The organism is Actinomycetospora sp. C-140, from assembly GCF_054796175.1.
In genome coordinates this window covers 38,710-62,209 of record NZ_JBTWNF010000016.1, presented here as the reverse complement: position 1 = coordinate 62,209, position 23,500 = coordinate 38,710, and the positions used below count along the sequence as shown (strand labels likewise).

Below are 23,500 nucleotides of genomic sequence, written 5' to 3'. Positions count from 1 at the left end.
TGGGACGCCACGGATCAGCGGCTCAACAGCACGATCGCGGCCGGGGACACGGTGACGACCAGGCCGACGACCACCGCCAGCACCGTCGTCTGCAGGTCGTCGGAACGCCGCAGCGCCCGCACGCCGAACACCAGGCCCGTCGTGGCCACGGCGGCGAGCACGAGCGCGATGACCGGCTGCTCCTGCCACAGGTAGGAGAACACCGTCCAGAGCACGGCACCGAGCAGGGCGCCGACCACGAGCTGGCCGATCATGACCAGCCAGTCGCGCGCCGAGGAGCGGCGCTCCTCGGGCTCGTCGAGGTCGTCCTCGCCGTAGGAGTCGTCGTAGGAGTCGTACGGGTCCGCGTCGTCGACCCGGCGTCCCCGCGGGGCCCGGCCCAGCCCCGCGGGCGCGGAGTCCGGGGCGTCGTCGAGGCGGTCGTCCTCGAGGTCGTCGTGGAAGGCCTCGATCTCGCCGGAGTCGAGGTCGTCGTCGAGATCCGGTCCGGCGAACGCCGACGCCGCCGTCGGCGGGCCCCCGTCGTCAGGCCCGGCACCGCGCGGGGCGGGTGCGCCCGGCGGGCGCGCGGCAGGGCCGGCCATGGTCGAGGGCCCGGAGTCGCCGACGCGGGCGGCCGGGACGCCGGACGGGGCCGCCGGCCCGCCCGTCAGGGGCACGACGCGGGTCGGCTGCTGGGTGGGTCGCTCCGGCGGCGCCCCGGGCGGCGGGCCGGCCGGACGCGCGGGCGGGCCGCCGAAGGCCTGGGTGCCGGTGGCCGGCGGGGCCGGGGGCTGGGCCGGGGGTTGTGCCGGCGGCGCGGGCGGGGGCCCGGGCGGCGCCATCGGGGGCGGACCGGGCGGGGCGGGGGGTGCGCCGGCCCACGGGTCGCGGGAGGGCGGGTAGACCCCGCCGTCGGGGCCGGGCCCGAAGCCGTTGCGCCCGCCGCCGGGATCGCCCCCGTAGCCGGGGTCGTACGGGCCCGGGTCGTAGGAGCCCGGTGCGTAGCCGCCGTCGCGGCCGGGGCCGTGGCCACCGCCGTAGCCGGGGTCGTAACCGTGGTCGTAGCCACCGGGGTCGTAACCGGGTTCGTAGCCGGGGTCGGACCCGCGGGGGTCGTAGTAGCCCAGGTCCGAGCCACCGTCCCGGCCGCGGTCGTAGCCGCCGGTGTCGTACCCGGTGTCGTACCCGCCGGGGTAGCCGCCGCCGTGAGCGGACCGCTCGTGGCCGCCGGTGTCGTAGCCGGCACCGGGGCGGTCGTAGCCGCCGGTGTCGTAGCCACCGGGCTCGTATCCCGCGGGGGGTGGTGCGTACCCGCCGGCGGCGTCCGGCCCGGGCGCCGGCGCGTCGTCGGGCTCGGGCCGCCGGCGACGCGGCTGCTGGGACTCCGCGCTGTAGGCGGCCAAGAGCTCGGCCACGCTGCGCTGGGTGCCCGGTCGGGGCCCGTCGTCCCTGTTCACGACACCTACCGTGCCTGGTGCAGTGTCGGTCGTCCAGTCGCCAGGGGGCCGTCGACCGACGCCATCCCACCGCCCGGCTGGAGCTGGTCGAGGCGACCCAGGATGATCCCCTCGCGCAGCGCCCAGGGGCACACCTCGACCTCCTCGAGGCCCAGCGCCGCCATCGCCTCGTGGGCCACGATCGCGCCCGCGACGAGCTGGTGGGACCGGCTGGCGGACACCCCCTCGAGCTCGGCGAGGTCCGCGGAGCTCATCCGTGAGATGAACGCCACGACCTGGCGCAGGCCGGCCGCCGACAGGAACCGGCGCACCCGCGGTCCGGCGCTGCGGGGCGCGGCGCCGGTGAGCCGGGCCAGCGACCGGAAGGTCTTGGACGTCACCACCGCGCGGTCCGGCAGGCCCTCGCCGAGCAGCGTGGTCGCCGCCGGGGCCAGCACCTCGTGGGCATACTCGGTGAGCGACTTCAGCTCGCGCCGCTGCGGCGGGTCCGTGGTGAACCAGTCCCGCGTCAGCCGACCGGCCCCGAGCGGCACCGAGATCGCGTGGGTCGGGGCCTCGTCGCGGCCGACCGCCATCTCGAGCGAGCCGCCGCCGATGTCGAGCACGAGCAGGTGGCCCGCGGACCAGCCCAGCCAGCGACGGACGGCGAGGAACGTCAGCGCGGCCTCGTCCGGCCCGGAGAGCACCTGCAGGTCGACCCCGGCCTCGTCGCGCACCCGCTGCAGCACCGCCGGCGAGTTGGACGCGTCGCGCACGGCCGACGTCGCGAAGGCCAGCAGGTCCTCGCACCCCAGGTCGAGCGCCTGCTTACGCGCGTCCAGCGTGGCCTCCACCAGCGCGTCGGCGCCCGCGGGCTCGAGCCGGCCCTCGTCGGTGAGGTGCTCGGCGAGGCGCAACGCCGTCTTCGTGGAGTGGGTGGGCGTGGGGTGGCCACCGCGCTGGGCGTCCACCACCAGCAGGTGGACGGTGTTGGAACCGACGTCGAGGACCCCGAGTCGCACGGGCCGGACTCTACCGATCGTCACGCATCGAGCTTGTACCCCAGTCCCCGGACGGTGACCAGATGCCGGGGAGCGGAGGGCTCGGGCTCCAGCTTGGCCCGCAGCCGCTTGACGTGGACGTCGAGCGTCTTGGTGTCGCCCACGTAGTCCGCCCCCCAGACGCGGTCGATGAGCTGGGCGCGCGTGAGCACGCGTCCGACGTTCCGCATGAGGTACTCCAGGAGGTCGAACTCCTTGAGCGGGAGCGGGACCTCGGCGCTGCGGCCGCCCGCGTCGACGGTGACCACGTGGCGGTCGACGTCCATCCGGATCGGGCCGGCCTCGAGCAGCTGGCGCTCGCCGGTGCTCGGGGCGGGGCCGTCGCCGTCGGCGTCCTGGCCGCGGCGCAGGACCGCCCGCACCCGGGCGATGAGCTCGCGCGCCGAGTAGGGCTTGGTGACGTAGTCGTCGGCGCCGAGCTCGAGCCCCACGACCTTGTCGATCTCCGCGTCCCGGGCCGTCACCATGATCACCGGCACGGACGAGCGCTGGCGCAGGGCTTTGCAGACGTCGGTGCCGCTCATGCCGGGGAGCATGAGGTCGAGCAGGACGATGTCGGCGCCGTGGCGCTCGAAGTCGTCGAGGGCGGCCGCGCCGGTGCCGGCGACGGAGGTCTCGAAGCCCTCCTTGCGCAGCAGGTAGGCCAGCGGGTCGGCGAAGGACTCCTCGTCCTCGACGATGAGCACGCGGGTCACGGTGAACCTCCGTGGGTGGACGGGTCCGGACCGGATCCCGCGGCGGTGAGGGCCAGATCGGCGTCGAGCCCGTCCAGGTCGGCGTCGGTGTCGTCGGCGGGGGCGGCCGGCACCCGCAGGGTGAACGTGGAGCCCACCCCGACCTGGCTCCACAGCCGCACCTCGCCGCCGTGGTTGGCCGCGACGTGCTTGACGATCGCGAGCCCCAGCCCGGTGCCGCCGGTGGCGCGCGAGCGGGCGGGGTCGACGCGGAAGAACCGCTCGAACACCCGCTGCTGGTGCTCGGGCGCGATGCCGATGCCGCGGTCGGTCACGGAGATCTCGATGCGGTCGCCCTGCCGGCGACGCCGCACCGACACCGGCGCGCCCTCGGGCGAGTAGGCCAGGGCGTTCTCGAGCAGGTTGGCCAGGGCGGTGATCAGCAGGGTGCGGTCGCCCGCGACCTCGAGCCCGCTGGGCGCGTCGAGCAGGAAGCGCTCGCGGGGGTCGGCGGCGTCCTCCGTGGTGCTCGCGGCCGCCTCGGCCGGTACGCGCACGCGCTGGAGGGCCTCGCCCAGCACCTCGTCGACGTCGACGCGCACCAGCTCGGGCAGCCGGTCGGCGCCCTGCAGCCGGGAGAGCGCGATGAGCTCGGTCACCAGCGCCCCGAGCCGGTAGGACTCGTTGAGGATGCGGGTGGCGAAGTGGGCGACCTCGTCGGGGTCGTCGGCGTCCAGCACCGCCTCGGCGAGCACGGCGAGCGCCCCGACCGGGGTCTTGAGCTCGTGGCCGACGTTCGCGACGAAGTCACGGCGCACCGCCTCGAGCCGCACCGCGGCCGAGGTGTCGGTCGCCTCGACGACGACGAAGCCGTCCCCGAGCGGGCGGACCTGCGCGACGATCGTCTGCGGCGTCGAGCCGGGCGGGTGCGACCGCGGCGACAGGTCGACCTCGGCCGCGTCGCCGCCGCCGGCGACCTGCTCGGCCGCGGCGACGAGCCGCGGGTCGGGCCGGGCGTCCACGACGGCGCCGAGGGCCTCGGCGCGCTCGTTGGAGAGCACGACGTCGCCGAAGCGGTTGACCACCGCGATGCCCGCGTGGGAGCGGCGGACGAGCCGGGCGAGGAGCTCCGCCACGGTGGGGCCGCTGGCCCGGACCCGCCGGACCTCGTCGCGCTTCCAGCGCACGCCGGCGGCCCCGGCGACGGCACCGAGCGCCGCGGCCGCGAGGGCCACGACGACGGTCACCAGCACGGGGACGGTCACATCTGCCGATGGTAGGGCCGGGATGGCCGTTCCCGTGGTGTTCCCGTGAGCAGTCCAACGCCCCCGGGGGACAGGGTTGGCCTGCTGTTCAGGGGCCGTTAACCCCCGGCCTACCGCCCCTGGTTCGCCACCGCCGCGATCGCGTCCTGCGCGGCGTCGGGATCGAGGTAGGTGCCGCCCGGGTTCGTGGGGCGCAGGTCGCCGTCGGCGGTGGTCTCGAGGTCGTAGCGCAGCGGGATCCCGGTCGGGATGTTCAGCCCCGCGATCGTCTGGTCGTCGACGCCGTCGAGGTGCTTCACGACGGCCCGCAGCGAGTTGCCGTGCGCCGCGACGAGGACGGTGTGGCCGGCGCGCAGGTCCGGCACCACGGCGGCGTGCCAGTACGGGAGCAGGCGCTCGAGGACGTCGGCGAGGCACTCGGTGCGGGGCAGCGCATCGCCGAGGTCGGCGTAGCGCGGGTCGCCGGTCTGCGCGTACTCGTCATCGGGGTCGATCGGGGGCGGCGGGGTGTCGTACGAGCGGCGCCAGATCTGGAACTGCTCCTCGCCGTACTCCTCCATCGTCTGCTTCTTGTCCTTGCCCTGGAGGGCCCCGTAGTGCCGCTCGTTCAGCCGCCAGTCGCGGCGCACCGGGATCCAGTGGCGGTCGCAGACGTCGAGCGCGAGGTTCGCGGTGTTGATCGCCCGGCGCAGCAGCGAGGTGTGCAGCACGTCGGGCAGCAGGCCCGCCTCGGCGAGCAGCTGGCCGCCGCGGTGGGCCTCCTGCTCACCCTTCGGCGACAGCGCGACGTCCACCCACCCGGTGAACAGGTTCTTCTCGTTCCAGTCGCTCTGGCCGTGGCGCAGGAGCACGAGCGTGCCGACGGTTCCCTCCGGACTCATGGCCTGCAGACCCTGCCAGCGCCGGTGGTGCCGCACCACGCCACCGGGGCACCGGGCGCGTGAGATCACCCCCGGCCGGGTACGGCCTTGCGCATCGGAGCAGGCTGCTGCCGAGACCACCATCACACCGGGCGCGGGCGCAGCTACGCGGCCCGGGTCGACGACGACGGAGGATTGCTGTGGACGACGACGACATGACCACGAGCGGGCACGGCCCGGCCGACGGCGGCGCCTCCGGTGGCGGAGCCGACGGCGGTGCGGACGGGGGTGCCGACGGCGGTGCCGACGGCGGTGCCGACGGCGGAGCCGACGGTGGCGCCGACGGTGGCGCCGACGGCGGGGCCAGCCACGGCCCGGCCGACGGCGGTGCCCGCGGTGGGGGTGCTGACGGCGGCGCCGACGGGGGTGCTGACGGCGGCGCGAGTCACGGCCCGGCCGACGGCGGTGCGCGCGGTGGCGGCGCCGACGGCGGTGCGGACGGCGGCGCCGACGGCGGTGCCGACGGCGGAGCCGGCCACGGCCCGGCCGATGGCGGTGCCCGCGGTGGCGGTGCGGACGGCGGCGCCGACGGCGGCGCCGACGGCGGTGCCGACGGGAGCGCCTGAGCCCCGATGACGACGGTGACGCCCGGGACCGGGGCTCCCGAGGCCGAGGCTCCCGAGACCGGGACTCCCGAGACCGGGACTCCCGAGACCGGGACTCCCGAGACCGGGACTCTCGAGACCGGGACTCTCGAGACCGGGACTCCCGAGGCCGGCGGGTCACCGGAGGACGATCGCGGCCGCGGCGCCGGGCGGGCATCCCGCGCGGCGCTGCGGCGCCTCGTCGCCGGCGACCTCGACGAGTTCGCCGCGGCCGCCTGGGGACGTGAGGCGCGGCTCTCCCGGGCCGCGGACCTGGCCGAGCACGCGGACGCCGACCACCCGTCGGCGTTCGGCGACCTCTTCGACCTGGCGGCCGTCGACGAGCTCCTCAGCCGGCGGGGGCTCCGCACCCCGTTCCTGCGGATCGCCAAGCAGGGCACGGTCGTCGACTCCAGCCAGTTCACCGGCGAGGGCGGCGTCGGGGCCGAGGTCGCCGACCAGGTGCGGGACGACCGCGTCGCCGCGCTGTTCGCCGACGGCCACACGGTCGTGCTGCAAGGCGTGCACCGGACCTGGGCGCCCGTCGCCGACCTCGTCACCGACCTGGCCGCGGAGCTCGGCCACCCGGCGCAGACCAACGCGTACATCACCCCGGCGTCGTCCCAGGGGTTCTCCGCGCACTACGACGTGCACGACGTCTTCGTGCTCCAGGTCGCCGGCACCAAGCGCTGGCACGTGCACGCCCCCGTGCACCCGGACCCGCTGCGCTCGCAGCCGTGGAACGACCGCGCCGACGCCGTGGCCGAGCGGGCCGCCGAGGACCCGCTGATCGACGAGGTCCTCGAGCCCGGCGACGCCCTCTACCTGCCGCGCGGCTACCTGCACTCCGCGACCGCGCAGGGGGAGGTCAGCGCCCACCTGACGATCGGCGTCCACGTCGTGACCCGGTGGGCGGTGGTGGACGCGCTGGTCAACGCCCTGACCAGCGACCCGGAGCTGCGGGGCTCGCTGCCGCTGGGGATCGACGCCGCCGACCCCGCGGCGCTCGCCCCGCACGTCGAGGCCGTCGCGGCACGCCTCGCCGAGACCCTCGCCGCCCCCGACCCCGAGCGCGCCGACCGTGTCGCACGGCGTGTGCGCCGGCGGGCGTGGACGGGCAACCGCCCCGAGGCGCTCGCCCCGCTCGCCCAGGCCGCGGCCGTCTCGTCCGCCGACGACGACACCGCCGTGCGGCGCCGTCGCGGCCTGCACCACCGGCTGCGTCCGGGCGGCGACGGCGACCCCGTCGTGCTCGAGCTGGCCGACCGCTCCGTCACCCTCCCCGCCGGCACCCGCGCCGCCTGCGAGCGCCTGCTCGACGGCCGGCCCGTCCGCGCCGGGGAGCTGCCCGGGCTGGACGCGGACGACGGCGCCGTCGTCGTGCGGCGCCTGCTGCGCGAGGGCGTGCTGCTGCCGGTGTGACGCCCGTCGGGTGTCCCGTTCCGCCCGGGCCGGGTATGACGGGGAGATGACCTCGCCGCCGACGGACGCGGGCTTCCGGTGCTCGGACGCCGCGCGCGAGCGCGACGACCCGTTCGTCGCGACGGCGCCGCCCGCGCGGTGGTGGCTGCTCGTCGAGCACCCGGGCCCGTGGGGGCACCAGGCGCTGGGCGACGCGGGCTTCCCGCCCGAGGTCGTGGACGCGATCGGTGCGTTCTGCCAGGCGCGCGGCGGACGGTTCCAGCTGATCCGGCGCAGCCGGTCCCGCGGCGAGCCGACGGCCGACCGCGGCCGCTTCGCCGTCGTCGACACCACGCCCGGCTCCGAGTCGGTCCGGTGGGGACGCGTCGAGTCCCCCGCCGGACTCCCCGCCGCCCTGGCCGACGTCGAGGCCGCGACGACGCCGTCGACCGAGCCGGTCTACCTCGTCTGCGCCCACGGCCGGCACGACGCCTGCTGCGCGATGCGCGGGCGCCCGGTCGCCGCGGAGCTCACCGCCGCGTACCCGGAGCGCACCTGGGAGACGACCCACACCGGCGGGGACCGCTTCGCCGCCAACGTCGTGCTGCTGCCCCACGGTCTGGTGCTCGGCCGCGTGCCCGCCACCGAGGCCGTCGCGGTGGTCGAGCGCTATGAGGCCGGCGAGGTCGACACGGTCTGGGTGCGCGGGCGCTCCTTCCTCACGCCGCCCGCCCAGGCCGCCCAGCACCACGCCCGGCTGGCCCTGCAGGAGCCCGGCATCGACGCCCTGCGGGTGCTCGGTGTCGAGGTCCGCGAGCCGGGCCTGACCGAGGTCACCCTCGACGGGGGCGCCGCCCGCGGGCCGGTCACCGTGGTCGTGCGCGAGCGCTGGGTCGCCTCGCCGACGCCGCTGACGTGCTCCGCCGGGCGCGCGGCGTCGATGCGCGTGTTCGATCTCGTCGAGCTGACGCCGGGCGCCGACGTGTCCCGCCCGGGGACCCTCGGCGCCGTGGCCGGACGATGAACCTCGCTCGAACGCGCGTGGGGACTGGTTGAGACAGCGGATCCGGGGGAACGTGGCGGCTGCACGGCACGAACGCCTCGAACGGAGCTCGCTTCAATGATCATCTTCACCATCCTCGGATGGATCCTCTTCGGACTGATCGTCGGCTTCATCGCCCGCGCGCTGGTCCCCGGCAAGGACAACATCGGGCTCCTCGCGACGATCGGCCTCGGCATCCTCGGCTCGGTCGTCGGCGGCCTCGTGTTCTCGCTGTTCACCGGGCGGATCACGCTGTCGAACCCGGTCGGCTGGATCGGGTCGGTCATCTTCGCGATCATCCTGCTGGTGGTCTACAACAAGGTGACGGGGCGCAAGAAGATCCAGCGATAAATTGTGCACGATGTGATCGTGCGCTAGTTTCCTGGGCGTGAGCACGGGCGGCGGCGGCGCGGAGGACGACCTGCTCCTCTCCGAGCAGGCCTGCTTCGCGCTCTACTCGGCGTCCCGCGCGGTCACCGACGTCTACCGGCCCCTGCTCGCCGAGCTGGGCCTGACCTACCCGCAGTACCTCGTGCTCCTGACGCTCTGGGAGTCCGAGCCGCGGACGGTCCGGGACGTCGGTGCCGCGCTCGCGCTCGACTACGGCACCGTCTCGCCGCTGCTCAAGCGGCTGGAGGGTGCCGGCTTCGTCGAGAGGCGCCGGGCTCCGCACGACGAGCGGACCGTGTCGGTGCACCTCACCGACGCCGGTCGCGACCTGCGCGCTCGCGTGACCGACGTGCCCCGCACCGTCGGGTGCGCTCTCGGTCTCGACGACCGCGCGCGCCACGAGCTCATCGTGCTCCTCCGGACGATCACCGCCTCGACCGTCGCGTTCCGCGGTGTCGACGGCGCGTCGTCCGCCAGCTGAAACACTCCACCCTCACCAGGAGGCGACGATGCCGAGCCGCGACGCGACCACCCACTGGGAAGGCGGCCTGCAGGACGGGAAGGGTCAGGTGACCCTGGACTCGTCCAACGCCGGCCAGTTCAACGTCTCGTTCCCGACCCGCGCCGAGGACCCGAACGGCCAGACGAGCCCCGAGGAGCTCATCGCCGCGGCGCACTCGTCGTGCCTGGCCATGAACCTCTCCGGCGTGCTCGGCGGTGAGGGCCTCACCGCGAACTCGATCGACGTCAGCGCCGAGGTCACCCTCTCGCCCGCCAAGGGCGGCGGCTTCGAGATCAGCGGCATCGCGATCACTCTGCGCGCCGACGTCGACGGCCTCGACGACGCGAAGTTCAAGGAGCTGGCCTCGACCGCCGAGAAGACCTGCCCGGTCTCCAAGGCCCTGGCCGGCACCACGATCACCCTGGACGCCGCGCTCGGGAACTGAGCGCGGCGGCGGCTCGGGGACGCCCCCGGACCGCGGCGCGTCGACCGTCCGACCGTCCGAGGGGCGCCCTCGCTGCCCGTGACGCAGCGAGGGCACCCTTCGCTCGCTGAGCTCGCCGGGCTCGTCGGCGGCCCATCCCCCACCCAGCTCCCACACAGGCGGGACGCCCATCGTGGGGGCCATGGTCGCCGGAGTGCTGTGGGTCGTGCTGTCCGCGGTCACGCTCGGGCTGGGTTCGCTCGCCCAGGGCGTGGCCGCGGCCCGGCACACCGGTCCGCTCACGACCCTGCTGGTGCAGCCGCTGTTCCTGGGGGGCCTCGTCGGCGAGGCCGTCGGCTTCGCCGCCCACGTCCTCGCGCTGCACTCGGTGTCGATGGCGGTGGCGCAGGGTGCGGTCACCGGCAGCCTCGTCGTCACCGCCCTCGCCACCCGGTGGTGGCTCGGGACACGGCTGGGGCGCGGGGGCGTGCTCGCGGTCGGCGTGGTCGTCGGCGGGCTGAGCGTCCTCGGCCTCCTCTCCGGCGACACCGGGACGCCGACCGGCACCGCGGCCCTCGAGGTCGCCCTCGCGGCCGCCGCCCTCGTGCTCGCCCTCGCCGGCGGCGTCGCGGCCCTCCTCGGCACCGCCCCGCGGCGCGGCACCGCGCTCGCGGTCGTCTCCGGTCTCGGGTTCGCAGTCTGTTCGCTGGCGGTGCGCCTCGTCGACACCACGTCGGCGCTCGACGCACTGACCGATCCCGCTCTCGTCATCGCCGCCGCCGGCGGGGCGGTCGGCGGGCTCGCCTGGGCCGCGGCGCTGCGCGAGCGCGCGGTCACCACCGTGACCGCCATCGTCGTCGCGGCCGAGGTCGTCCCGCCCTCCTTGCTGGGCGCGTGGCTGCTCGGCGACACGGTGTCGGCCGCGTTCCCGTACGTCGCTCCCGTCGTGCTCCTCGCGACGGCCGCCGCGGGGATCGTGCTGGCCCGCACCCGCGACGACGCGACCCGCGCGTCGGTGTCGGTGTCGGTGTCGGAGGGCGCGGCTACGGTGGCCGCGTGCTCGGTGTCCGCCGGTCGCTGACCTCCTCGCCACCCCCTGCGCCCGGTAGCCTGGAGGGCGACGGCACCACCGGGGAGACGCCATGGCGCACGGCACAGCCGACGGACCGGCCCGCACGGGACGCACGCGGATCCTCGAGCCCGGCGAGCCGGCGGGCGACCTCGCCGCCCGGCTCCACCTCGACGATCCCGCCCTCCAGCGCCGCTACCGCGCGGACCTCGACCGCGTCCGCGACGCCGAGCTCCGCGCCGAGGTCGACACCGAGGGCGTCCGCCTGCACTGAGGTCTCGGCCGGGGCCCGCCCGTGACCTGGTCCTTCCTGGCCTGGTCGCCCGACGACTCGGCGGGTGCGGTCTACGACGTCACGGTGCCCGGTGCGTGGGAGGAGCTCGTCGACTTCTACGCCGGCGGCGCCGGGAGCCGCCCCCTCGAACGCATCGTGGCCATCGCCCGCGAGCACGGTGTGCGCAGCGTCGTCGTCGAGCAGCGCCACCTCGACCCGGACTGGCGCAGCGAGCACGGCGCGTTCCACGGGCGGCTCTTCCGCCGCCGCCCCTCGGTGTGTCACCGCTGGCACCTGTTCACCGACGACGTCCCCGCCGACCTGTCGCGGCTGCGACCCGGGGCCTACCGCGGCTACGTCGTGCTGCGCCCGCTGCCGTCCACCCCGGTCGGCCGCACCATGCTCGCGCCGCCGCCCGGTCTCGACGGCGCCATCCGGTGCGAGGCCACCGAGCGGGTGTCGCTCTTCGGCACCCCGCTGTCGATCACCGCCATGCCGTTCCTCAGCCAGGACGCCGAGTACCTGCGCTGCGCCCACGCGACGCTGTGGATGGTCCTGCGCCACGCGCACCTCGGCCACGACGTGCCCCGTCGTCTGACCGCCGAGGTCCACGACGCCACGCTCGGCGGCGTCATCGTCGGCCGCCAGATCCCCAGCGAGGGCCTCTCGGTGCAGCAGATGCTCGCCGGCGCCACTCGCCTCGGCCTCTCTCCGGGGCTCATGCACCTGCCGTCCACGCCGGAGGAGGACGCCGCCGCGGACACGGTCGCCGAGCCGGCCGATGGCGAAGCCGGCCCCGGGCGTCGCGCCGACCCGCAAGCCGGACGGCTGTCGTTGCGGGCCGTGCTGTGCCGTTACGTCAACAGCCAGCTCCCGCCGATCGTCATCTCGGCCAGCCACGCCTGGGTCGTCGTGGCCTACCGGCGCGACGCCGCCGACGACCGCCGGGTGACCCTGTGGCGCCACGACGACGCCCGCGGCCCCTACCTCGAGGTCGCCGACCCGTTCGCCGAGCCCGAGGACGCCCACCGGCCCTGGCAGACCGCGATCCTGCCCCTGCTGCCCGCCGTCTACGTGACCGCGGAGCGTGCCGAGGCCGCCGGACGCCTGTGGTTCGCCGGGTACCTGCGGCGCGCCGACGACGACGAACCCGTGGCCCGCGCCGCCGCGGCGGGCGAGCTGACCTTCCGCACCTACGTCGTCCGCAGCGACGACTTCCTCGAAGGCCTCACCGACCGCGGCGTCGACCCGGCGCTCGCCGACCTCTACCGCCTCGCTGCGCTGCCCGAACACCTCTGGGTGGTCGAGGCCGTCGACCGTGCCGCTCGCCGCGAGGCACGCCCCGACGTCGTCGGCGAGGCCCTCGTCGACGCCACCGCGTCGACCCACCACGAACCCCTGCAGGAAGGCCTCGTCGCCCTGCACGGCGGGCGCCTCGCCCACCGCATCGGGCCGGACCACGGCACCCGCCGCGACCTCCGTCTGTCCGACCCCGGCCACTACCGCACGGGACGTCCCGGCGGACGGTGAGCGGGGCCGGGCCGGAGGCTCGGCGGCCGGTGGTGTCCGGGGCCGGAGATCAGCGCCCTGTGGTGTCCGGGGCCGGAGATCAGCGCCGGTGCTGTCCGGGTGCCGGAGATCAGCGCCCGGTGCTGTCCGGGGGCACCTCGGCGATCGCCGGGCCCACGACGCCCGCGGCCGTCTCGGAGCCCGTCCCGACCTGCGTGTCGGGGGTGTCGTCCGCGGCGTCCGCGTCGGGGAGCACCGGGCCGAGGGTGAGCCGGATCCGATGCGTGTCGGTGCTCTCCCGCTCGCCCTTGGCGGAAGCATCGCCGGAGAGGACGAACCACTTCGCCCCGACCGACCCGCCGGCCTCGCGGCGGCGGCGGACCTCCACCGCGAGCTCGATCTCGACCTCCCGCACCCCGAGGCCGTAGCTCTCCCCGCGCCGGCCCCGCGCCGCGACGAGGTCTCGTCGTAGTGCGAGCAGCACCTCGTCGAGCCCGAGACCCTCGTCGGGCTCGCCGGCCGCGCCGTCCCCGGTGTCGCTCATACGCCGACCGTAGCCAGCCCGACCGACAGCCCGCGGCCAACGCCACGGCCGTGGAGACGGCGGCAGCCACAGCCTCGGCCGGTCAGTACGGGGGCTCGTCATCCGGCTCGACGGGTGCCGGAAGCGTGGGTGGTACCGGGTCCGAGCGGCTGCCGGACGACGGGTCGACGGGCGGGTCCGGGTTCGGCACCCACACAGGGAACGTGCCGTGGATCCACGCGCTCGAGGTGCGGCCCGTCGGATCGCCCTCGTCGGCGGCGAGAGCCTCGAGATCGAGCGGCGCCTCTCGCGGGCGACCGTCGGGGCGCGGGCAGGGCGGTGGGAGCTCGCGCCGGACCGGTCGAACCGGTACCGGGATCACCTGTCCGCACCGGGTCGTCCACACGAACCGACCGGGCGCGACCTGACGGAGCACCCAGCCGCCCACGTGCTTGAGGCGGTGGTCGTGCCCGCAGACCGGGTCGAGATTCGCGTCGACGGTCGCCCCGCCGTACGCATGGTCGAGCGTGTGGTCGAGGTCCGCCGCCTCTGCCGAGCACGCGCACCCGGGCCCGACGCAGTAACGGTCGCGGACGGCCACCCATCGCGCGAGAGCGGCCCGCGGGAACCGACGCAACGCGTCGCCCCCGGGCACCGGACGACCGGCGTCCTCCCACGCTCGGTGACGGGCGACGACGTCATGACAGACCCGCAGCCAAGCCGGCGCGAGCTCGCGCGCCAGTTCGACGAGACCGGCGAGCTCGGACTCCGAGACCCACATCTCGACGATGTCGCCTCGCCCGGCGGCGGCGACGTGACCGGGCCGGCGGCGGGTGAGGTCGACGAAGAGCAGGTGCCCGGCGTCGTCCACCACCACGACGCGCCACTCCGCCCGACCCCGCGCCGTCACCATCGCGCGGAACTGCCCGGGGTGGACCGGGCCCCAGCCCACGACCTCACCCGGATGCCCGGACGCACCGAGCAAGGTGATCAGCGAGCCCCGGACCTCGACGGTGCCGGTCCGCAACGCAGCCCTCGATCGCCCCGGCGGCTCGCGACCTGCCCCCGCTGGGCCGGCACCCGTTCCTGAGTCGTCGCCCTCGGGCTCCTCGGACTCCTCGGGCTCGTCGTTCGCCACGGACTGCGTCGATGCGTCGGCCTCATCGTCGTCGGCGCCCTCGTCCCGAACTTCCCACTCGGCGTCCGTGGCCGGCGGCGTCGATCCATCGTGCGCGCCGGGCTCGGCAGCGACGTCGTCGTCGGTCGGCGCAGGGTCTCCGGCAGACGCCGCCGGCGGTTGCCCGCCGTCGTCCTCCGCAGACGCAACGTCCTCCGCGGGCTCAAGGTCCTCCGCGGGCTCAACGTCCTCCGCGGGCTCGGCATCCTCCGCGGGCTCGGCATCCTGAGCCTGCTCTGCGTCCTGGGCGGACCCGGAGTCCTGGACGTCCCCGTTCTCGGCGGGACCGACAGGCTCCACCGGGTCGCCGGCGTGCTGTTCGACGAGCGCCAGGATGATCTCGTCGTCGTCGAGGCCCGCGAAGGTGCCGTCGTACACGCCCACCACGGCGTCCGCGCGCAGGGCCTCGATGCCCGCCCGGGCGCCGGCACGGCGCGCGGCCGCCGCGATGGCCTCGAAGCGGGACGTGCCGCGGACGACGCGATCGAGCGGGAGGTCGTAGCCGGCGAAGGAGCCGGTGCCCGACGGGTTGCGCCAGGCCCGCAGGCGGCGCCGCAGGCGCGCGGCCTCCTCGCGGCGGGAGGCCCAGTCGGCGTCGAAGGCGAGCAGCACCTCCTCGATGCGCGCGATGAGCGCTCCGAGGACGAGGCCGGGCGCCTCGGGGAGCACCCGCGCGCACACGAGGTGCGCGAGATGGTCGTCGGCCTCGGCCAGGGAGTCGGCGAAGGCGCGGGCGCGCGGCTCGTCGATGAGGCCCGCCTCGAGCACCGCGAGCACCTCCGGGAGACGCTCCACCAGGCGCTCGGCCAGCTGGACCCGCTTGCGCGCGCCCGCGTGGGAGAGGACGAGCGCGGCGCGGACCTCGTCGGCGCCGAACTCGTCGGTCTCGTCGGCCCGGGCAGTGGTGCTCGCGCCGACGCTGCGGGCCACCTCGTGGGTCAGGCGGAGGACCCAGGCCGCCTGACGGTTGGCCTCGCGCGTCGCCGCCTGCAGGACGGCGACGGCCTCGGAGCCCGTGAGGTCGGCGAGCGGCGGGAGCGGCCCGGAGGGAGCCGGGTCGCCGGCTCGCTGCGGGTTCGCCACCGTCGTCGTCACGGCATCAACGGTAGGCCGACGAGCCTGTGACCAGCGAGAACGCGTTCGGAACCTGTGGATGGACGGAGGGGGTGTGGACAACCGCGGGCGACGCCGAGGCCGATCCTCGTCCGGGCGGCGGGCGGGCCTGCTCCAGAGCGACCAACCTTCATGATTCCTTGACAGAATCAGGCGATATGACTCTAGGATCGGCCGATGGACCTCACCGATCGCCCCGTCGTCTCCGCCTCCGAGTGGGAGGAGGCCCGTCAGGAGCTGCTGGTGCGCGAGAAGGAGGCCACCCGCGCGAACGATGCCCTCGCTGCGGCACGGCGGCGGATGCCGATGGTGAAGCTCGAGAAGGACTACGTGGTCGAGGGTGTCGAGGGCCCGACGCGGCTGGTCGACGTGTTCGAGGGTCGCCGTCAGCTCATCGCCTACAAGTTCATGTGGGCCGACGCCGAGCACCCGTGCGAGGGCTGCTCGATGTTCGTCGACCAGTTCGGCCACCCCGCGCACCTCAACGCCCGCGACGTGACCCGGGCCGTGATCAGCTCGGGCCCACTGGCCGAGACACTGCCCTATCGCGGGCGGATGGGCTGGTCCGTTCCCTGGTACTCGTCGGTCGGCAGCGACCTCTACGACGACCTGGGCCTCGGCGGCGGCTTCGCGCTCAACGTGTTCCTGCGGGACGGAGACGACGTCTACCGCACCTACATGATCGACGGCCGAGGCACCGAGAAGCTCGGCAGCGTCTGGTCGTTCCTCGACATCACGCCGTTCGGGCGCCAGGAGGCGTGGGAGGATTCGCCGGCCGGCACCCCGCGGTCGGATCCGTACGTCTGGTGGCGCCGCCACGACGAGTACGAGACGGAGCCTGCGGGAGCTGCCGCCCGCTGACGCTGCGTCAGTCCCCGTCCGCTACGGGCAACGGCTGGGTGCCGCCGCCCAACCCGCCGCCCGGCCGACGGCCGTCCCCGGGACTCCCCTCATCGCCCCGACCGCCACCGGACCCGTCGTCCGGCCCCTCACCCAGCTCGTCATCCGGGACCGACACGTCATCCGACGCGTCGAGCCGGCGCGTCAGCGCCAGGACGCCGAGCAGGACGGCCGCGAACACGAGTCCGACGCCCAGGAACACGAGGGCGGACTCGACCGTCGGGGCACCCGCCACGGCGTAGGTCAGCCCGGCCTGGCCCGACCACGCGAGCAGGAACCGCCGGAGCGGCACGAGGACATCGCGGACGCGAGCGAGCAGCGCCACCTGGACCGCGGCGAGCAACGCCGTGACGAGGAAGGTGACGGGGCCGCTGCCCGCCACCAGCATCACCGCACCGGTCCCGAGCGCGGCGAGCACCGCGACGGCGAGGGCCATCGAACGCACCACGACCCCACGGTACGAGAGGGGGCCGACGCCCCGTCGGTCACGCGGGGGGAGGGTGACCGACGGGGCCCGGGCTGCCGACCGCATGCGGCCGCGCCGGGTGCGAGGCGCAGCTCGCGACCCGCCGAAACAGTCCTCCTACGGACGGCTTCTCGTCAAGCGCACAAGACGTGCGCTCGCCGGACGATGAGAGACGGTCGGGCACTCGGAGGGCGCGCGTCGTCCAGCCGGGTCACCACCGTTCGGCAACGGACCGGAGATGGCGCCCGAAGGAGTCGCCGGACAGGCGCGCGGTGCGCGCCACGGCGGCGAGGTCCCCGAGGTCCTGGTCGCGCAGCCACTCGGAGAACGCCGTCGGCGCCTCGGGCGGATCATCGAGGAGGGCGCTCAGCAGATCGCGTTCGGTCGACATCGGCTACCCCTGGACAACCGTCGGCGGGACGGACGACAGAGGGGCTGCGTCATCAACCCGCTCAGCACGTGATCGCGGACCGACCCGTGCACCACCGAATGGTGCACCCCCGGATGCCGGGCGGGAAGGGCTCCGTCAGGCCGGCGCGCTCTCGCGGGCCCGCAGGTCCTTGCGCAGGATCTCGGACGATCATGGCATGCAAGCGCCCTGCCTGCAGCTATTCACCGTCCACGGCTCTGTACTGGCTCCCTTGTTCCGCGGTGGTTCCGTAACTCGTCCACCGCGGACCGCTGCCGCCAGCGGACAGCACCGAGTACCGACGGACACATATCGGGCGCCTTCCAGACGATTAAGCCACGACAGGCCTGGCCCCTGGCCCGCGGGAGTTCTTCACTGTGGACCGCCTCAGAGTCCGTTGGTGAGGGCGGCCCTGTTGTCACCCGTCGCTGTCAAGTCGACTTACGACCAGCCGGGAGCTACAGCCCGCAGGCTGGGCCGTCGCCTCCGCGGTGCGCAACGTCCCGATCGCGCCCAGGAGGACGGGGGCGTCGTCCGACTCATGTTGTCGAGTCCATAGAACGAGCGCGGGAGCGCGTATCCGTCAGCCTTGATGCCCCGAAGCTCAGCGCTGGAACTCGCCGAGATGGGGAGAGTCCCCGGATTAAAGATATAAAGCGCGTGACATTGGCGTACGAGCTGGATCAAGAAGCTATCAAGTCCAATGTGAAGCCCGCCGACAATACGACGAACCCAAGCAATTTTAGATTTGCACTGGATCGAGCCAACCGCGCAGCGACGCCGGCAAGAAAGTACGTCACTAATGCGGCGATGATCGCAATCACAAGACCGATGAAGATGCCCCCGATGATCCAGCCCACAAGCAAGATAAAGATCCCGAAGATCGCGGCGGCGACAGCGGAAGGTGACATATTTGGAGGAAAGCGGGGCAGTCCACCGGCGTTAATCAGAGTGACGATCGAAAATCCAATTATCCCAACGGTGATCGAGACGTTTACGGGCCACCGACCCCGTACCAGGGGTCGATCGGCCTCCCGTATTCCTAGCATGCGCGCCCGAAGCGCCGAGCGGCCAACCTCGAAGCGATCTGAACCTACAATATCTATAACAGCGGTGAGTCCTCCGACATACTGTGAGATCTTGCCGATTCGGCCCCACGTCCGTACAGACAAGCCTAGGAAGACAGCGTTGGGGTCGTCTCCCGGCCATATGGAGAGAATCGCGCTGAGCAAGGAATCCCCCCAGAGATGGACGCGCGGCACGCAACGGTCTCCAGGTGCCGGAAGAACCCTAATCAACCTCGTGGAAGTTGTCCTAGTCCCGCGTCAACCGGTGGCTAACGGGGTCTCTCCCTCGGCGGCGCGGGCTCTGCCCTGTCGGGCCGTTCGTGCTGGTGCAAGCGCCCCTGTCGTCGATGGCCGGCGCTGGTACTCCCGGGAGGCGCTTGCGGCTGTGCGGACGGTCTGGCAGCCCTCGGGCGCGTCGTCGTGGGTGAGGCCCCGCCCCGACCACCACCCGTCCCCTGTCGTCGGCTCGGTCGTTGGTGGGGGCTCTCCTGAGGTCGGTGCCCTGGTCCAGGGCGGAGCGCCTGGCCGCCGGAGGCCCGTCCTGCTCCCCGTTGCCGCCGTGGTCCAGGTCCTCGCTGTCGCCGTCGTGGTGGTTGGCCCGTGGGCCGGCCGCGCGGCACGGGACGAAGTCAGGAGTGAGAGCGTGGCCGGCCTGGAAGGGCCGGCCACCGCCGGCGCGCCAGCGCCGGCTCTGACCGCTGGTGGTGCCCGGTGAGCGGGCGGGTTCTCGGTAAAGGGGTAGCAGCTCTTCGACCGGGACGGCGCCACCGTGAGGACCACACCCCGAACCGTCGTGGTCCTGGGCGTGCTGGTGGTGCGGGCAAGGGCGCCGAATCCGTCGAGACGCAGCGCCAGGAGCGTTCCCGGGCCCGTCGCCGGGACCGCTGGGCCCGCCGCCGCCAGCTGCGGCCGATCTCGCAGTTGAAGCGGGTCCGCGAGTGCGGCCACAAGATCGGCGGCCCCGACAGCGGCCCGACCCTCGGGGTGATCACCAACAAGGACGGGACTCGCTCCGCGGCCTACGGCGGGCTCAAGCACTGCGGGTCGGTGTGGACCTGTCCGGTGTGCGCGGTGAAGGTCGCCACTCGTCGCGCGGACGACCTGGCCGCGGTGATGCGCGCGGTCCACGGGCGCGGCGGCTCTGCGTTCATGGTGACGCTGACGATGCGCCACTCGCGCGGTGACCGCCTCGGCCTGTCCACCACCGATCGCCGCCGGCGGGACCTGCTCGAGGAGCGACGCACCGACCGGGAGGTGGCCGAGGCCAACGAGTGGGACGTCGACGAGCGCGCTGCCGAAGCCGAGGAGATCGAACTCGCCTCGATCAATGCGAAGGAAGGCTGCTGGGACGTACTCGGCTACGCCTGGGCAGCGGTCACCTCCGGCTCCACGTGGGTCAAGGACTCCCAGCTGTTCGGCGGTCTGCTGGGGTGGGCGCGGGTCGTGGAGGTCACCGACGGCGCCAACGGCTGGCACGTCCACGTCCACGCGCTGCTGTGCTTCGCCGACGACGTCTCCGCCGAGCTCGTCGCCGCCGGCGTCGGCGCGCGCATGTTCGGCCGTTGGCGCCGCGCCCTCGAGCGCAAAGGCTTCGACGCCTCCGACGAGCACGGCTGGGACCTGCGCAAGGCCCAGCTCGGCGAGGGCGACCTCGCTGACTACTTCACCAAGATGGCCCACGAAGTCACCGGCGCCGCCGGCAAGCAAGGTCGCAGCCACGGCGGCCGCACTCCCATGCAGCTCCTCGCCGAGGCAGTCGAGACGTACGAGGCAACCGCGATGGCGCGCTGGTGGGAGTGGGAGGAAGCCTCCGACGGTCGCCGCCAGCTCACGTGGTCACGGGGCAATCGGGACCTTCGAGTAGTCGCACGACTTGAGCAGGAGGCTACGGACGAGGAGATTGCCGAAGAGGACCAGGAAGCGGAGGGACGACTCGGCCTGCCTGCTGATACCTGGGATTGGCTCAGCGCAGGAAGCCGGGAGGTGGACTTACTCGAAGTTGCGGAGAGAGGTGGCCTAGCTGGCGCCCGTCGATGGCTTGACGAACACGATCTTCGCTACATTGAACAAAGTCCGCCGCAGGGTCGAATTCGGAGTGATGCCCTAGTGACGGCTTCCTCTATCGGATCAAGCGCGGGCGGCTCGCTGCGGCTCCGCCTCCTGTCTTCGACCCGGGCTGGCCGCGCGGGCACGCCCGCCACCGGCAGAAGGACGCAAGAGACCTAAGAGATGTCCTCGCCGAACAGGCAATTCTCCGGGATGGCGGGACGTACCAGCCAGGGTGCGACACATATGCGTGAGTGGTGGCGAGGTGCCATATCGACGACCTCCCGGGTGGGGGGGCTAAGACACCGCCGGCGAGCGGCAAGCCTGGCAAATCTCCTGCCCGCCGCGAACGAAGGCTGCCGCCCGCCGCCAGCGTGATCGGCTACGCCAGGTCGACGGAATGGTCATTCCGCATAGCTAGTCGAGAGTGCCCGCCGGACTAGTACTGACTCGGACGCTTCGAGAGACGTCGAGTTGAATACCTTTCCGAGCGATAGCGAATCGGAAGCTAAACGTATAGTCTCCCGCTTTACTGGCAGTGAATGGAATCTGTGCAACCGCCTGCAATCGATGCGGGAGGTCCTCGTAGGGGAACTCATTCGCCACATGAGTATTCTCCGCGAAGAACACAGTGTCCCCGTCCGGTCCCACAACATTGAAGCGGACTACGGCAGTATCCCCTACCTCGAATTGCGGGTGGTCACGGTCGCGGTCCTCGACCACGGCCACCATCACCGGATTGACAGGGTAAGGGAGCCGCTCGACTACCAGCACGTTCGGATTGTAGGAGATCAGCGTAAGATTACCGCGTGCGTCAGTCGCCGCGCCCTCCGCGATCGCAAACGAGTCGATTTCAAGAGTCATTGCTCGATCAACACCTTCTTGCCGCTAATGCCGAGGCCCTCACCGTGAAGGTCCCCCGTCTCCGTTCGAACGGCGAAGGGCGTTCCGACCTCGCTTCTCTCCCGAAGGGCGGTGCTGTGTCCCACCGACGCTCTGGCCGGACCCAGCGTGATCCTCACGACGTCGCGCCAGAACGAACTGTCGTCTACGTTGCGCTTGTCCTTGTGCTCGTCGACCGGGAGCTGTAGGGATGCCCAATCGACAGCCACATAGACCAAGCCCTTCTCAACATCGATCTCAGTGACGCGACCGGCTCCGCTAAGCCCACTCTCTTGTTCGTACACGAAGACCTCTGCATTGACAGACAGCGGCCCTCTTACGTCTTCGAAGCCCGCAAAGGTATCGTTCCCTCGAACTCTTACGTTGGGATCGATCTCAATAGTAGTTTTCATCAACGATCACGCGGCTCCACTTCGAAGGAGGAGATGAATTCCCCGATTCTCTCATCGGTGCCCTCGCCGACATCCACGGAGAAGTGCTCAGGGACGTCACCTTGCGAATCAGTCCAGAAGCTAAAGCCCCGCCGCTTCAGCTCCTCCGCCCGGGTGCAAACGAAGAACTTCTTGTTGTGAGCGCCGATTCCCTGGAGCTCCGACGCCGCCATAAGCCGCTCGACCACGTCGTCCTCCGTCTCGCCCGGGCGAGCCCGATCCGCGAAGACCGACAGTCGGCGGGCGCCGACGCGACGGTGCTCCTGGTCCGCGCGCTTACGCAGACCATCGATGGTGTTGGGCTTGAAGCGAACCACGACAGCATCGTCCGGCACCTCCTCGCGCTTCGGAACCTCCTCAGGCACGTCTACTACGCCTCATCGTAGCTGCGGAAGCCCCTCTCGGTAGCCCAAACGGACTAGTCCTCTTCGTAGGTCGAGGCCGATCGTAGCGGGAACGTGACCCCGCCCACTCGCGCTCGAACACGGTGAGGGCGGCCACCCGGCACGAGGCCGCCCGAGGTCCAGCGGACGACGCAGACCTAACGACTCAGGCGCCGGTCAGGCCATGCGAGTAGAGATCGGGTCACGTCGGGGCTCAGACGGGGCAATTGGTTGGCTTCAGGGCAGGACGCTGGAAGAGCGCACCTGACGGGCGCCACGGCGCGTCGACAGTCCGGATGTGGGACCAGCCGTGTGCCTTGTAGTAGCGGTGCAGTCCCGTATTGGAGCGGTAGCAGTCGAGGCGCACGTAGTCGTAGCCGAGTGCGCCAGCGAACTGCTCGGCCCATTGCGTCAGCTGGTCGCCGATCCCTTCGCCGGCATGGCCGCGCGTCACGATCATGCGGTGGATATATAGAGCGCTGCTCGGGTCGTCCTCAGGCCGCCAGAAGTCGGGGTCGGCGAAGGTGTCGACGGTGACGGTGGCGATGATGCGGCCGTTGTCGTCCTCGCCGACGAAGACGTTGCCGTGCTCGATGTCGCTGCGGACCTGCTCGATGCGGGGCTCCCACTGCCACTGATTCACGCCCTTGGCGGCGAGCCACGCGGTCGCTTCGCGGAAGAGGTCGAGGACGGCGTCGAGGTCGTCGAGACCGGCGCTGCGGACGATCACTGCGCGTTGTCCTTGTCGTTCTTGGTGGGGCGGGTGCGTTCGAAGGCGATGAGGTGGCGGTCTCCGGGCAGGACGTTGCGCACGACGCGCACGGGCCGCCCGTCGTCGGTGTAGCCGGTGACGCGGTGCAGAGCGACCGGCACGCCCAGCCCGATCTCGAGCCGGCTGGCTTCGTCGGGGGTGGGCATGCGGACCTCGATCTCGTCGACCGCGTGGGTCTGCTCGGCGCCGAGCTCGGCGAGGACGACGTTGGCGCCACGGCCGATGTCGGCGGGGTGCATGATCTCGCTGCCCTGCACCAGCTCGAGCGGGAAGTACGAGTCGTTGGTGTTGAACGGGGTGCCGTCGAGGTAGCGGACCCGCTTCCGGATGACGACGGTGTCGGTCTCGGTGAGCCTGAGGCGGGCGGCGACGTCGGCTGGCGGGGTGGCCAGCTCAACGGCGATGGTCTGTGAGGGCTTGCGGCCCAGCTCGACCTGCTCGTCCATGAACTGGTCCAGCTCGCGGTGCAGGGGCCGTTCGCGCCACTCCTTCTGCGGGCGGTAGGTCAGCCGCTCGATCTGGCGTACGAAGTGCCCGCGCGGGCGCTCGGACACGACCAGGCCCTCGTTGACCAGCACCTGCATGGCCTGACGCACGGTGGCACGGGTCACTCCGTAGTCCGCGGTCAGCGACTGCTCGGTGGGCAGCTTCGCGCCGGCGCCCAGCTCGCCACCCTGGATGCGGGCGCGCAGGTCGTCGGCGATCCGCTGGTAGATCGGGCCGGCGCCTCTGCTGGTCATGCCGCCAGTCTGGCCCTGTTACCGAACATTGTCTAGG

General features: G+C 73.0%; 25 protein-coding genes. 10 read left to right on the top strand and 15 right to left on the bottom strand.

Going from position 1 to position 23,500, the window contains the following annotated elements:
- Positions 1-14: 14 nt before the first annotated feature.
- The 6 genes from ACR9E3_RS23905 to ACR9E3_RS23880 form a co-directional block, all read right to left on the bottom strand.
- Positions 15-1,439 carry a hypothetical protein gene (locus tag ACR9E3_RS23905; RefSeq protein WP_460383114.1) on the bottom strand — a complete coding sequence of 475 codons (1,425 nt, stop codon included), beginning with the start codon at positions 1,437-1,439 and terminating at the stop codon, positions 15-17.
- A gap of 5 nt (positions 1,440-1,444) precedes the next feature.
- Positions 1,445-2,440 (bottom strand): Ppx/GppA phosphatase family protein, encoded by a 996-nt coding sequence (locus tag ACR9E3_RS23900; protein ID WP_460383113.1) that lies wholly within the window; start codon positions 2,438-2,440, stop codon positions 1,445-1,447.
- A gap of 20 nt (positions 2,441-2,460) precedes the next feature.
- The gene (locus ACR9E3_RS23895) at positions 2,461-3,174 is read right to left on the bottom strand and encodes a response regulator (RefSeq protein WP_460383112.1); all 714 of its coding nucleotides are present in this window, start codon (positions 3,172-3,174) and stop codon (positions 2,461-2,463) included.
- Positions 3,171-4,418: a sensor histidine kinase gene (locus ACR9E3_RS23890; RefSeq protein WP_460383111.1), complete on the bottom strand. Its 1,248-nt coding sequence runs from the start codon at positions 4,416-4,418 to the stop codon at positions 3,171-3,173. Before ACR9E3_RS23890 ends, ACR9E3_RS23895 begins: the two co-directional genes overlap by 4 nt.
- Before the next feature lie 110 nt (positions 4,419-4,528).
- Positions 4,529-5,299, bottom strand: coding sequence for a phosphoglyceromutase (locus ACR9E3_RS23885; RefSeq protein WP_460383110.1), 771 nt, complete (start codon positions 5,297-5,299; stop codon positions 4,529-4,531).
- A gap of 143 nt (positions 5,300-5,442) precedes the next feature.
- On the bottom strand, positions 5,443-5,817 hold the full coding sequence (locus tag ACR9E3_RS23880) for a hypothetical protein (RefSeq protein ID WP_460383108.1): 375 nt from the start codon (positions 5,815-5,817) through the stop codon (positions 5,443-5,445).
- A gap of 102 nt (positions 5,818-5,919) precedes the next feature.
- Here ACR9E3_RS23880 and ACR9E3_RS23875 point away from each other — a divergent pair, with 102 nt between their 5' ends.
- The 8 genes from ACR9E3_RS23875 to ACR9E3_RS23840 all read left to right on the top strand — a co-directional run bounded on the left by ACR9E3_RS23875 (position 5,920) and on the right by ACR9E3_RS23840 (position 12,554).
- A complete protein-coding gene (locus tag ACR9E3_RS23875; RefSeq protein WP_460383107.1) occupies positions 5,920-7,344 on the top strand; it encodes a cupin domain-containing protein in 1,425 nt (474 codons plus the stop codon).
- 46 nt (positions 7,345-7,390) lie between these two features.
- Positions 7,391-8,347, top strand: coding sequence for a sucrase ferredoxin (locus tag ACR9E3_RS23870; protein ID WP_460383105.1), 957 nt, complete (start codon positions 7,391-7,393; stop codon positions 8,345-8,347).
- A gap of 99 nt (positions 8,348-8,446) precedes the next feature.
- On the top strand, positions 8,447-8,716 hold the full coding sequence (locus ACR9E3_RS23865; RefSeq protein WP_460383226.1) for a GlsB/YeaQ/YmgE family stress response membrane protein: 270 nt from the start codon (positions 8,447-8,449) through the stop codon (positions 8,714-8,716).
- A 37-nt stretch (positions 8,717-8,753) separates the two neighbouring features.
- Positions 8,754-9,236 (top strand): MarR family winged helix-turn-helix transcriptional regulator, encoded by a 483-nt coding sequence (locus tag ACR9E3_RS23860; RefSeq protein ID WP_460383104.1) that lies wholly within the window; start codon positions 8,754-8,756, stop codon positions 9,234-9,236.
- Between the two features lie 28 nt (positions 9,237-9,264).
- Entirely contained in the window at positions 9,265-9,702 is a 438-nt protein-coding gene (locus ACR9E3_RS23855) for an OsmC family protein (protein WP_460383103.1), read from the top strand.
- A gap of 181 nt (positions 9,703-9,883) precedes the next feature.
- Positions 9,884-10,762 (top strand): hypothetical protein, encoded by an 879-nt coding sequence (locus ACR9E3_RS23850; protein WP_460383102.1) that lies wholly within the window; start codon positions 9,884-9,886, stop codon positions 10,760-10,762.
- Positions 10,763-10,823: 61 nt separating this feature from the next.
- On the top strand, positions 10,824-11,024 hold the full coding sequence (locus ACR9E3_RS23845; protein ID WP_460383101.1) for a hypothetical protein: 201 nt from the start codon (positions 10,824-10,826) through the stop codon (positions 11,022-11,024).
- Between the two features lie 21 nt (positions 11,025-11,045).
- Complete coding sequence (locus ACR9E3_RS23840; protein WP_460383100.1) at positions 11,046-12,554, top strand: hypothetical protein; 1,509 nt, start codon at positions 11,046-11,048, stop codon at positions 12,552-12,554.
- A gap of 109 nt (positions 12,555-12,663) precedes the next feature.
- Here the strand turns inward: ACR9E3_RS23840 and ACR9E3_RS23835 are convergent, their stop codons facing one another.
- Together ACR9E3_RS23835 and ACR9E3_RS23830 are read right to left on the bottom strand one after the other, a co-directional pair.
- The gene (locus ACR9E3_RS23835; RefSeq protein WP_460383099.1) at positions 12,664-13,077 is read right to left on the bottom strand and encodes a trypco2 family protein; all 414 of its coding nucleotides are present in this window, start codon (positions 13,075-13,077) and stop codon (positions 12,664-12,666) included.
- A gap of 82 nt (positions 13,078-13,159) precedes the next feature.
- Positions 13,160-15,328, bottom strand: a complete 2,169-nt coding sequence (locus tag ACR9E3_RS23830) for a DUF222 domain-containing protein (protein ID WP_460383098.1) — start codon at positions 15,326-15,328, stop codon at positions 13,160-13,162.
- 195 nt (positions 15,329-15,523) lie between these two features.
- On the opposite strand from ACR9E3_RS23830, the gene ACR9E3_RS23825 reads away from it, so the two are divergent.
- The gene (locus ACR9E3_RS23825; protein ID WP_460383097.1) at positions 15,524-16,207 is read left to right on the top strand and encodes a DUF899 domain-containing protein; all 684 of its coding nucleotides are present in this window, start codon (positions 15,524-15,526) and stop codon (positions 16,205-16,207) included.
- Positions 16,208-16,214: 7 nt separating this feature from the next.
- Here ACR9E3_RS23825 and ACR9E3_RS23820 read toward each other — a convergent pair whose 3' ends face one another.
- From ACR9E3_RS23820 to ACR9E3_RS23810, 3 genes are all read right to left on the bottom strand, one after another.
- On the bottom strand, positions 16,215-16,694 hold the full coding sequence (locus ACR9E3_RS23820) for a hypothetical protein (protein WP_460383095.1): 480 nt from the start codon (positions 16,692-16,694) through the stop codon (positions 16,215-16,217).
- Positions 16,695-16,923: 229 nt separating this feature from the next.
- Complete coding sequence (locus ACR9E3_RS23815; RefSeq protein ID WP_460383094.1) at positions 16,924-17,103, bottom strand: hypothetical protein; 180 nt, start codon at positions 17,101-17,103, stop codon at positions 16,924-16,926.
- A 701-nt stretch (positions 17,104-17,804) separates the two neighbouring features.
- Positions 17,805-18,032 carry a hypothetical protein gene (locus ACR9E3_RS23810; protein ID WP_460383093.1) on the bottom strand — a complete coding sequence of 76 codons (228 nt, stop codon included), beginning with the start codon at positions 18,030-18,032 and terminating at the stop codon, positions 17,805-17,807.
- Positions 18,033-19,172: 1,140 nt separating this feature from the next.
- Between ACR9E3_RS23810 and ACR9E3_RS23805 the strand changes: the two genes are divergently transcribed.
- Positions 19,173-20,414, top strand: coding sequence for a hypothetical protein (locus ACR9E3_RS23805; protein WP_460383091.1), 1,242 nt, complete (start codon positions 19,173-19,175; stop codon positions 20,412-20,414).
- 680 nt (positions 20,415-21,094) lie between these two features.
- On the opposite strand, the gene ACR9E3_RS23800 is transcribed toward ACR9E3_RS23805, so the two are convergent.
- The 4 genes from ACR9E3_RS23800 to ACR9E3_RS23785 all read right to left on the bottom strand — a co-directional run bounded on the left by ACR9E3_RS23800 (position 21,095) and on the right by ACR9E3_RS23785 (position 23,463).
- Positions 21,095-21,421: a hypothetical protein gene (locus tag ACR9E3_RS23800; protein ID WP_460383090.1), complete on the bottom strand. Its 327-nt coding sequence runs from the start codon at positions 21,419-21,421 to the stop codon at positions 21,095-21,097.
- A 107-nt stretch (positions 21,422-21,528) separates the two neighbouring features.
- Positions 21,529-21,933, bottom strand: coding sequence for a hypothetical protein (locus tag ACR9E3_RS23795; RefSeq protein WP_460383089.1), 405 nt, complete (start codon positions 21,931-21,933; stop codon positions 21,529-21,531).
- A gap of 232 nt (positions 21,934-22,165) precedes the next feature.
- Positions 22,166-22,681, bottom strand: coding sequence for a GNAT family N-acetyltransferase (locus ACR9E3_RS23790; protein ID WP_460383088.1), 516 nt, complete (start codon positions 22,679-22,681; stop codon positions 22,166-22,168).
- Positions 22,678-23,463, bottom strand: a complete 786-nt coding sequence (locus tag ACR9E3_RS23785) for a GntR family transcriptional regulator (protein ID WP_460383087.1) — start codon at positions 23,461-23,463, stop codon at positions 22,678-22,680. The genes ACR9E3_RS23790 and ACR9E3_RS23785 overlap by 4 nt, the downstream gene beginning before the upstream one ends.
- Positions 23,464-23,500 lie beyond the last annotated feature (37 nt).

Coding starts and splice junctions, on each gene's coding strand:
- ACR9E3_RS23850 (WP_460383102.1), top strand. CDS start 9,884: ATGGTCGCCGGAGTGCTGTGGGTCGTGCTGTCCGCGGTCACGCTCGGG.
- ACR9E3_RS23785 (WP_460383087.1), bottom strand. CDS start 23,463: ATGACCAGCAGAGGCGCCGGCCCGATCTACCAGCGGATCGCCGACGAC.
- ACR9E3_RS23855 (WP_460383103.1), top strand. CDS start 9,265: ATGCCGAGCCGCGACGCGACCACCCACTGGGAAGGCGGCCTGCAGGAC.
- ACR9E3_RS23870 (WP_460383105.1), top strand. CDS start 7,391: ATGACCTCGCCGCCGACGGACGCGGGCTTCCGGTGCTCGGACGCCGCG.
- ACR9E3_RS23845 (WP_460383101.1), top strand. CDS start 10,824: ATGGCGCACGGCACAGCCGACGGACCGGCCCGCACGGGACGCACGCGG.
- ACR9E3_RS23810 (WP_460383093.1), bottom strand. CDS start 18,032: ATGTCACCTTCCGCTGTCGCCGCCGCGATCTTCGGGATCTTTATCTTG.
- ACR9E3_RS23815 (WP_460383094.1), bottom strand. CDS start 17,103: ATGTCGACCGAACGCGATCTGCTGAGCGCCCTCCTCGATGATCCGCCC.
- ACR9E3_RS23835 (WP_460383099.1), bottom strand. CDS start 13,077: ATGAGCGACACCGGGGACGGCGCGGCCGGCGAGCCCGACGAGGGTCTC.
- ACR9E3_RS23885 (WP_460383110.1), bottom strand. CDS start 5,299: ATGAGTCCGGAGGGAACCGTCGGCACGCTCGTGCTCCTGCGCCACGGC.
- ACR9E3_RS23825 (WP_460383097.1), top strand. CDS start 15,524: ATGGACCTCACCGATCGCCCCGTCGTCTCCGCCTCCGAGTGGGAGGAG.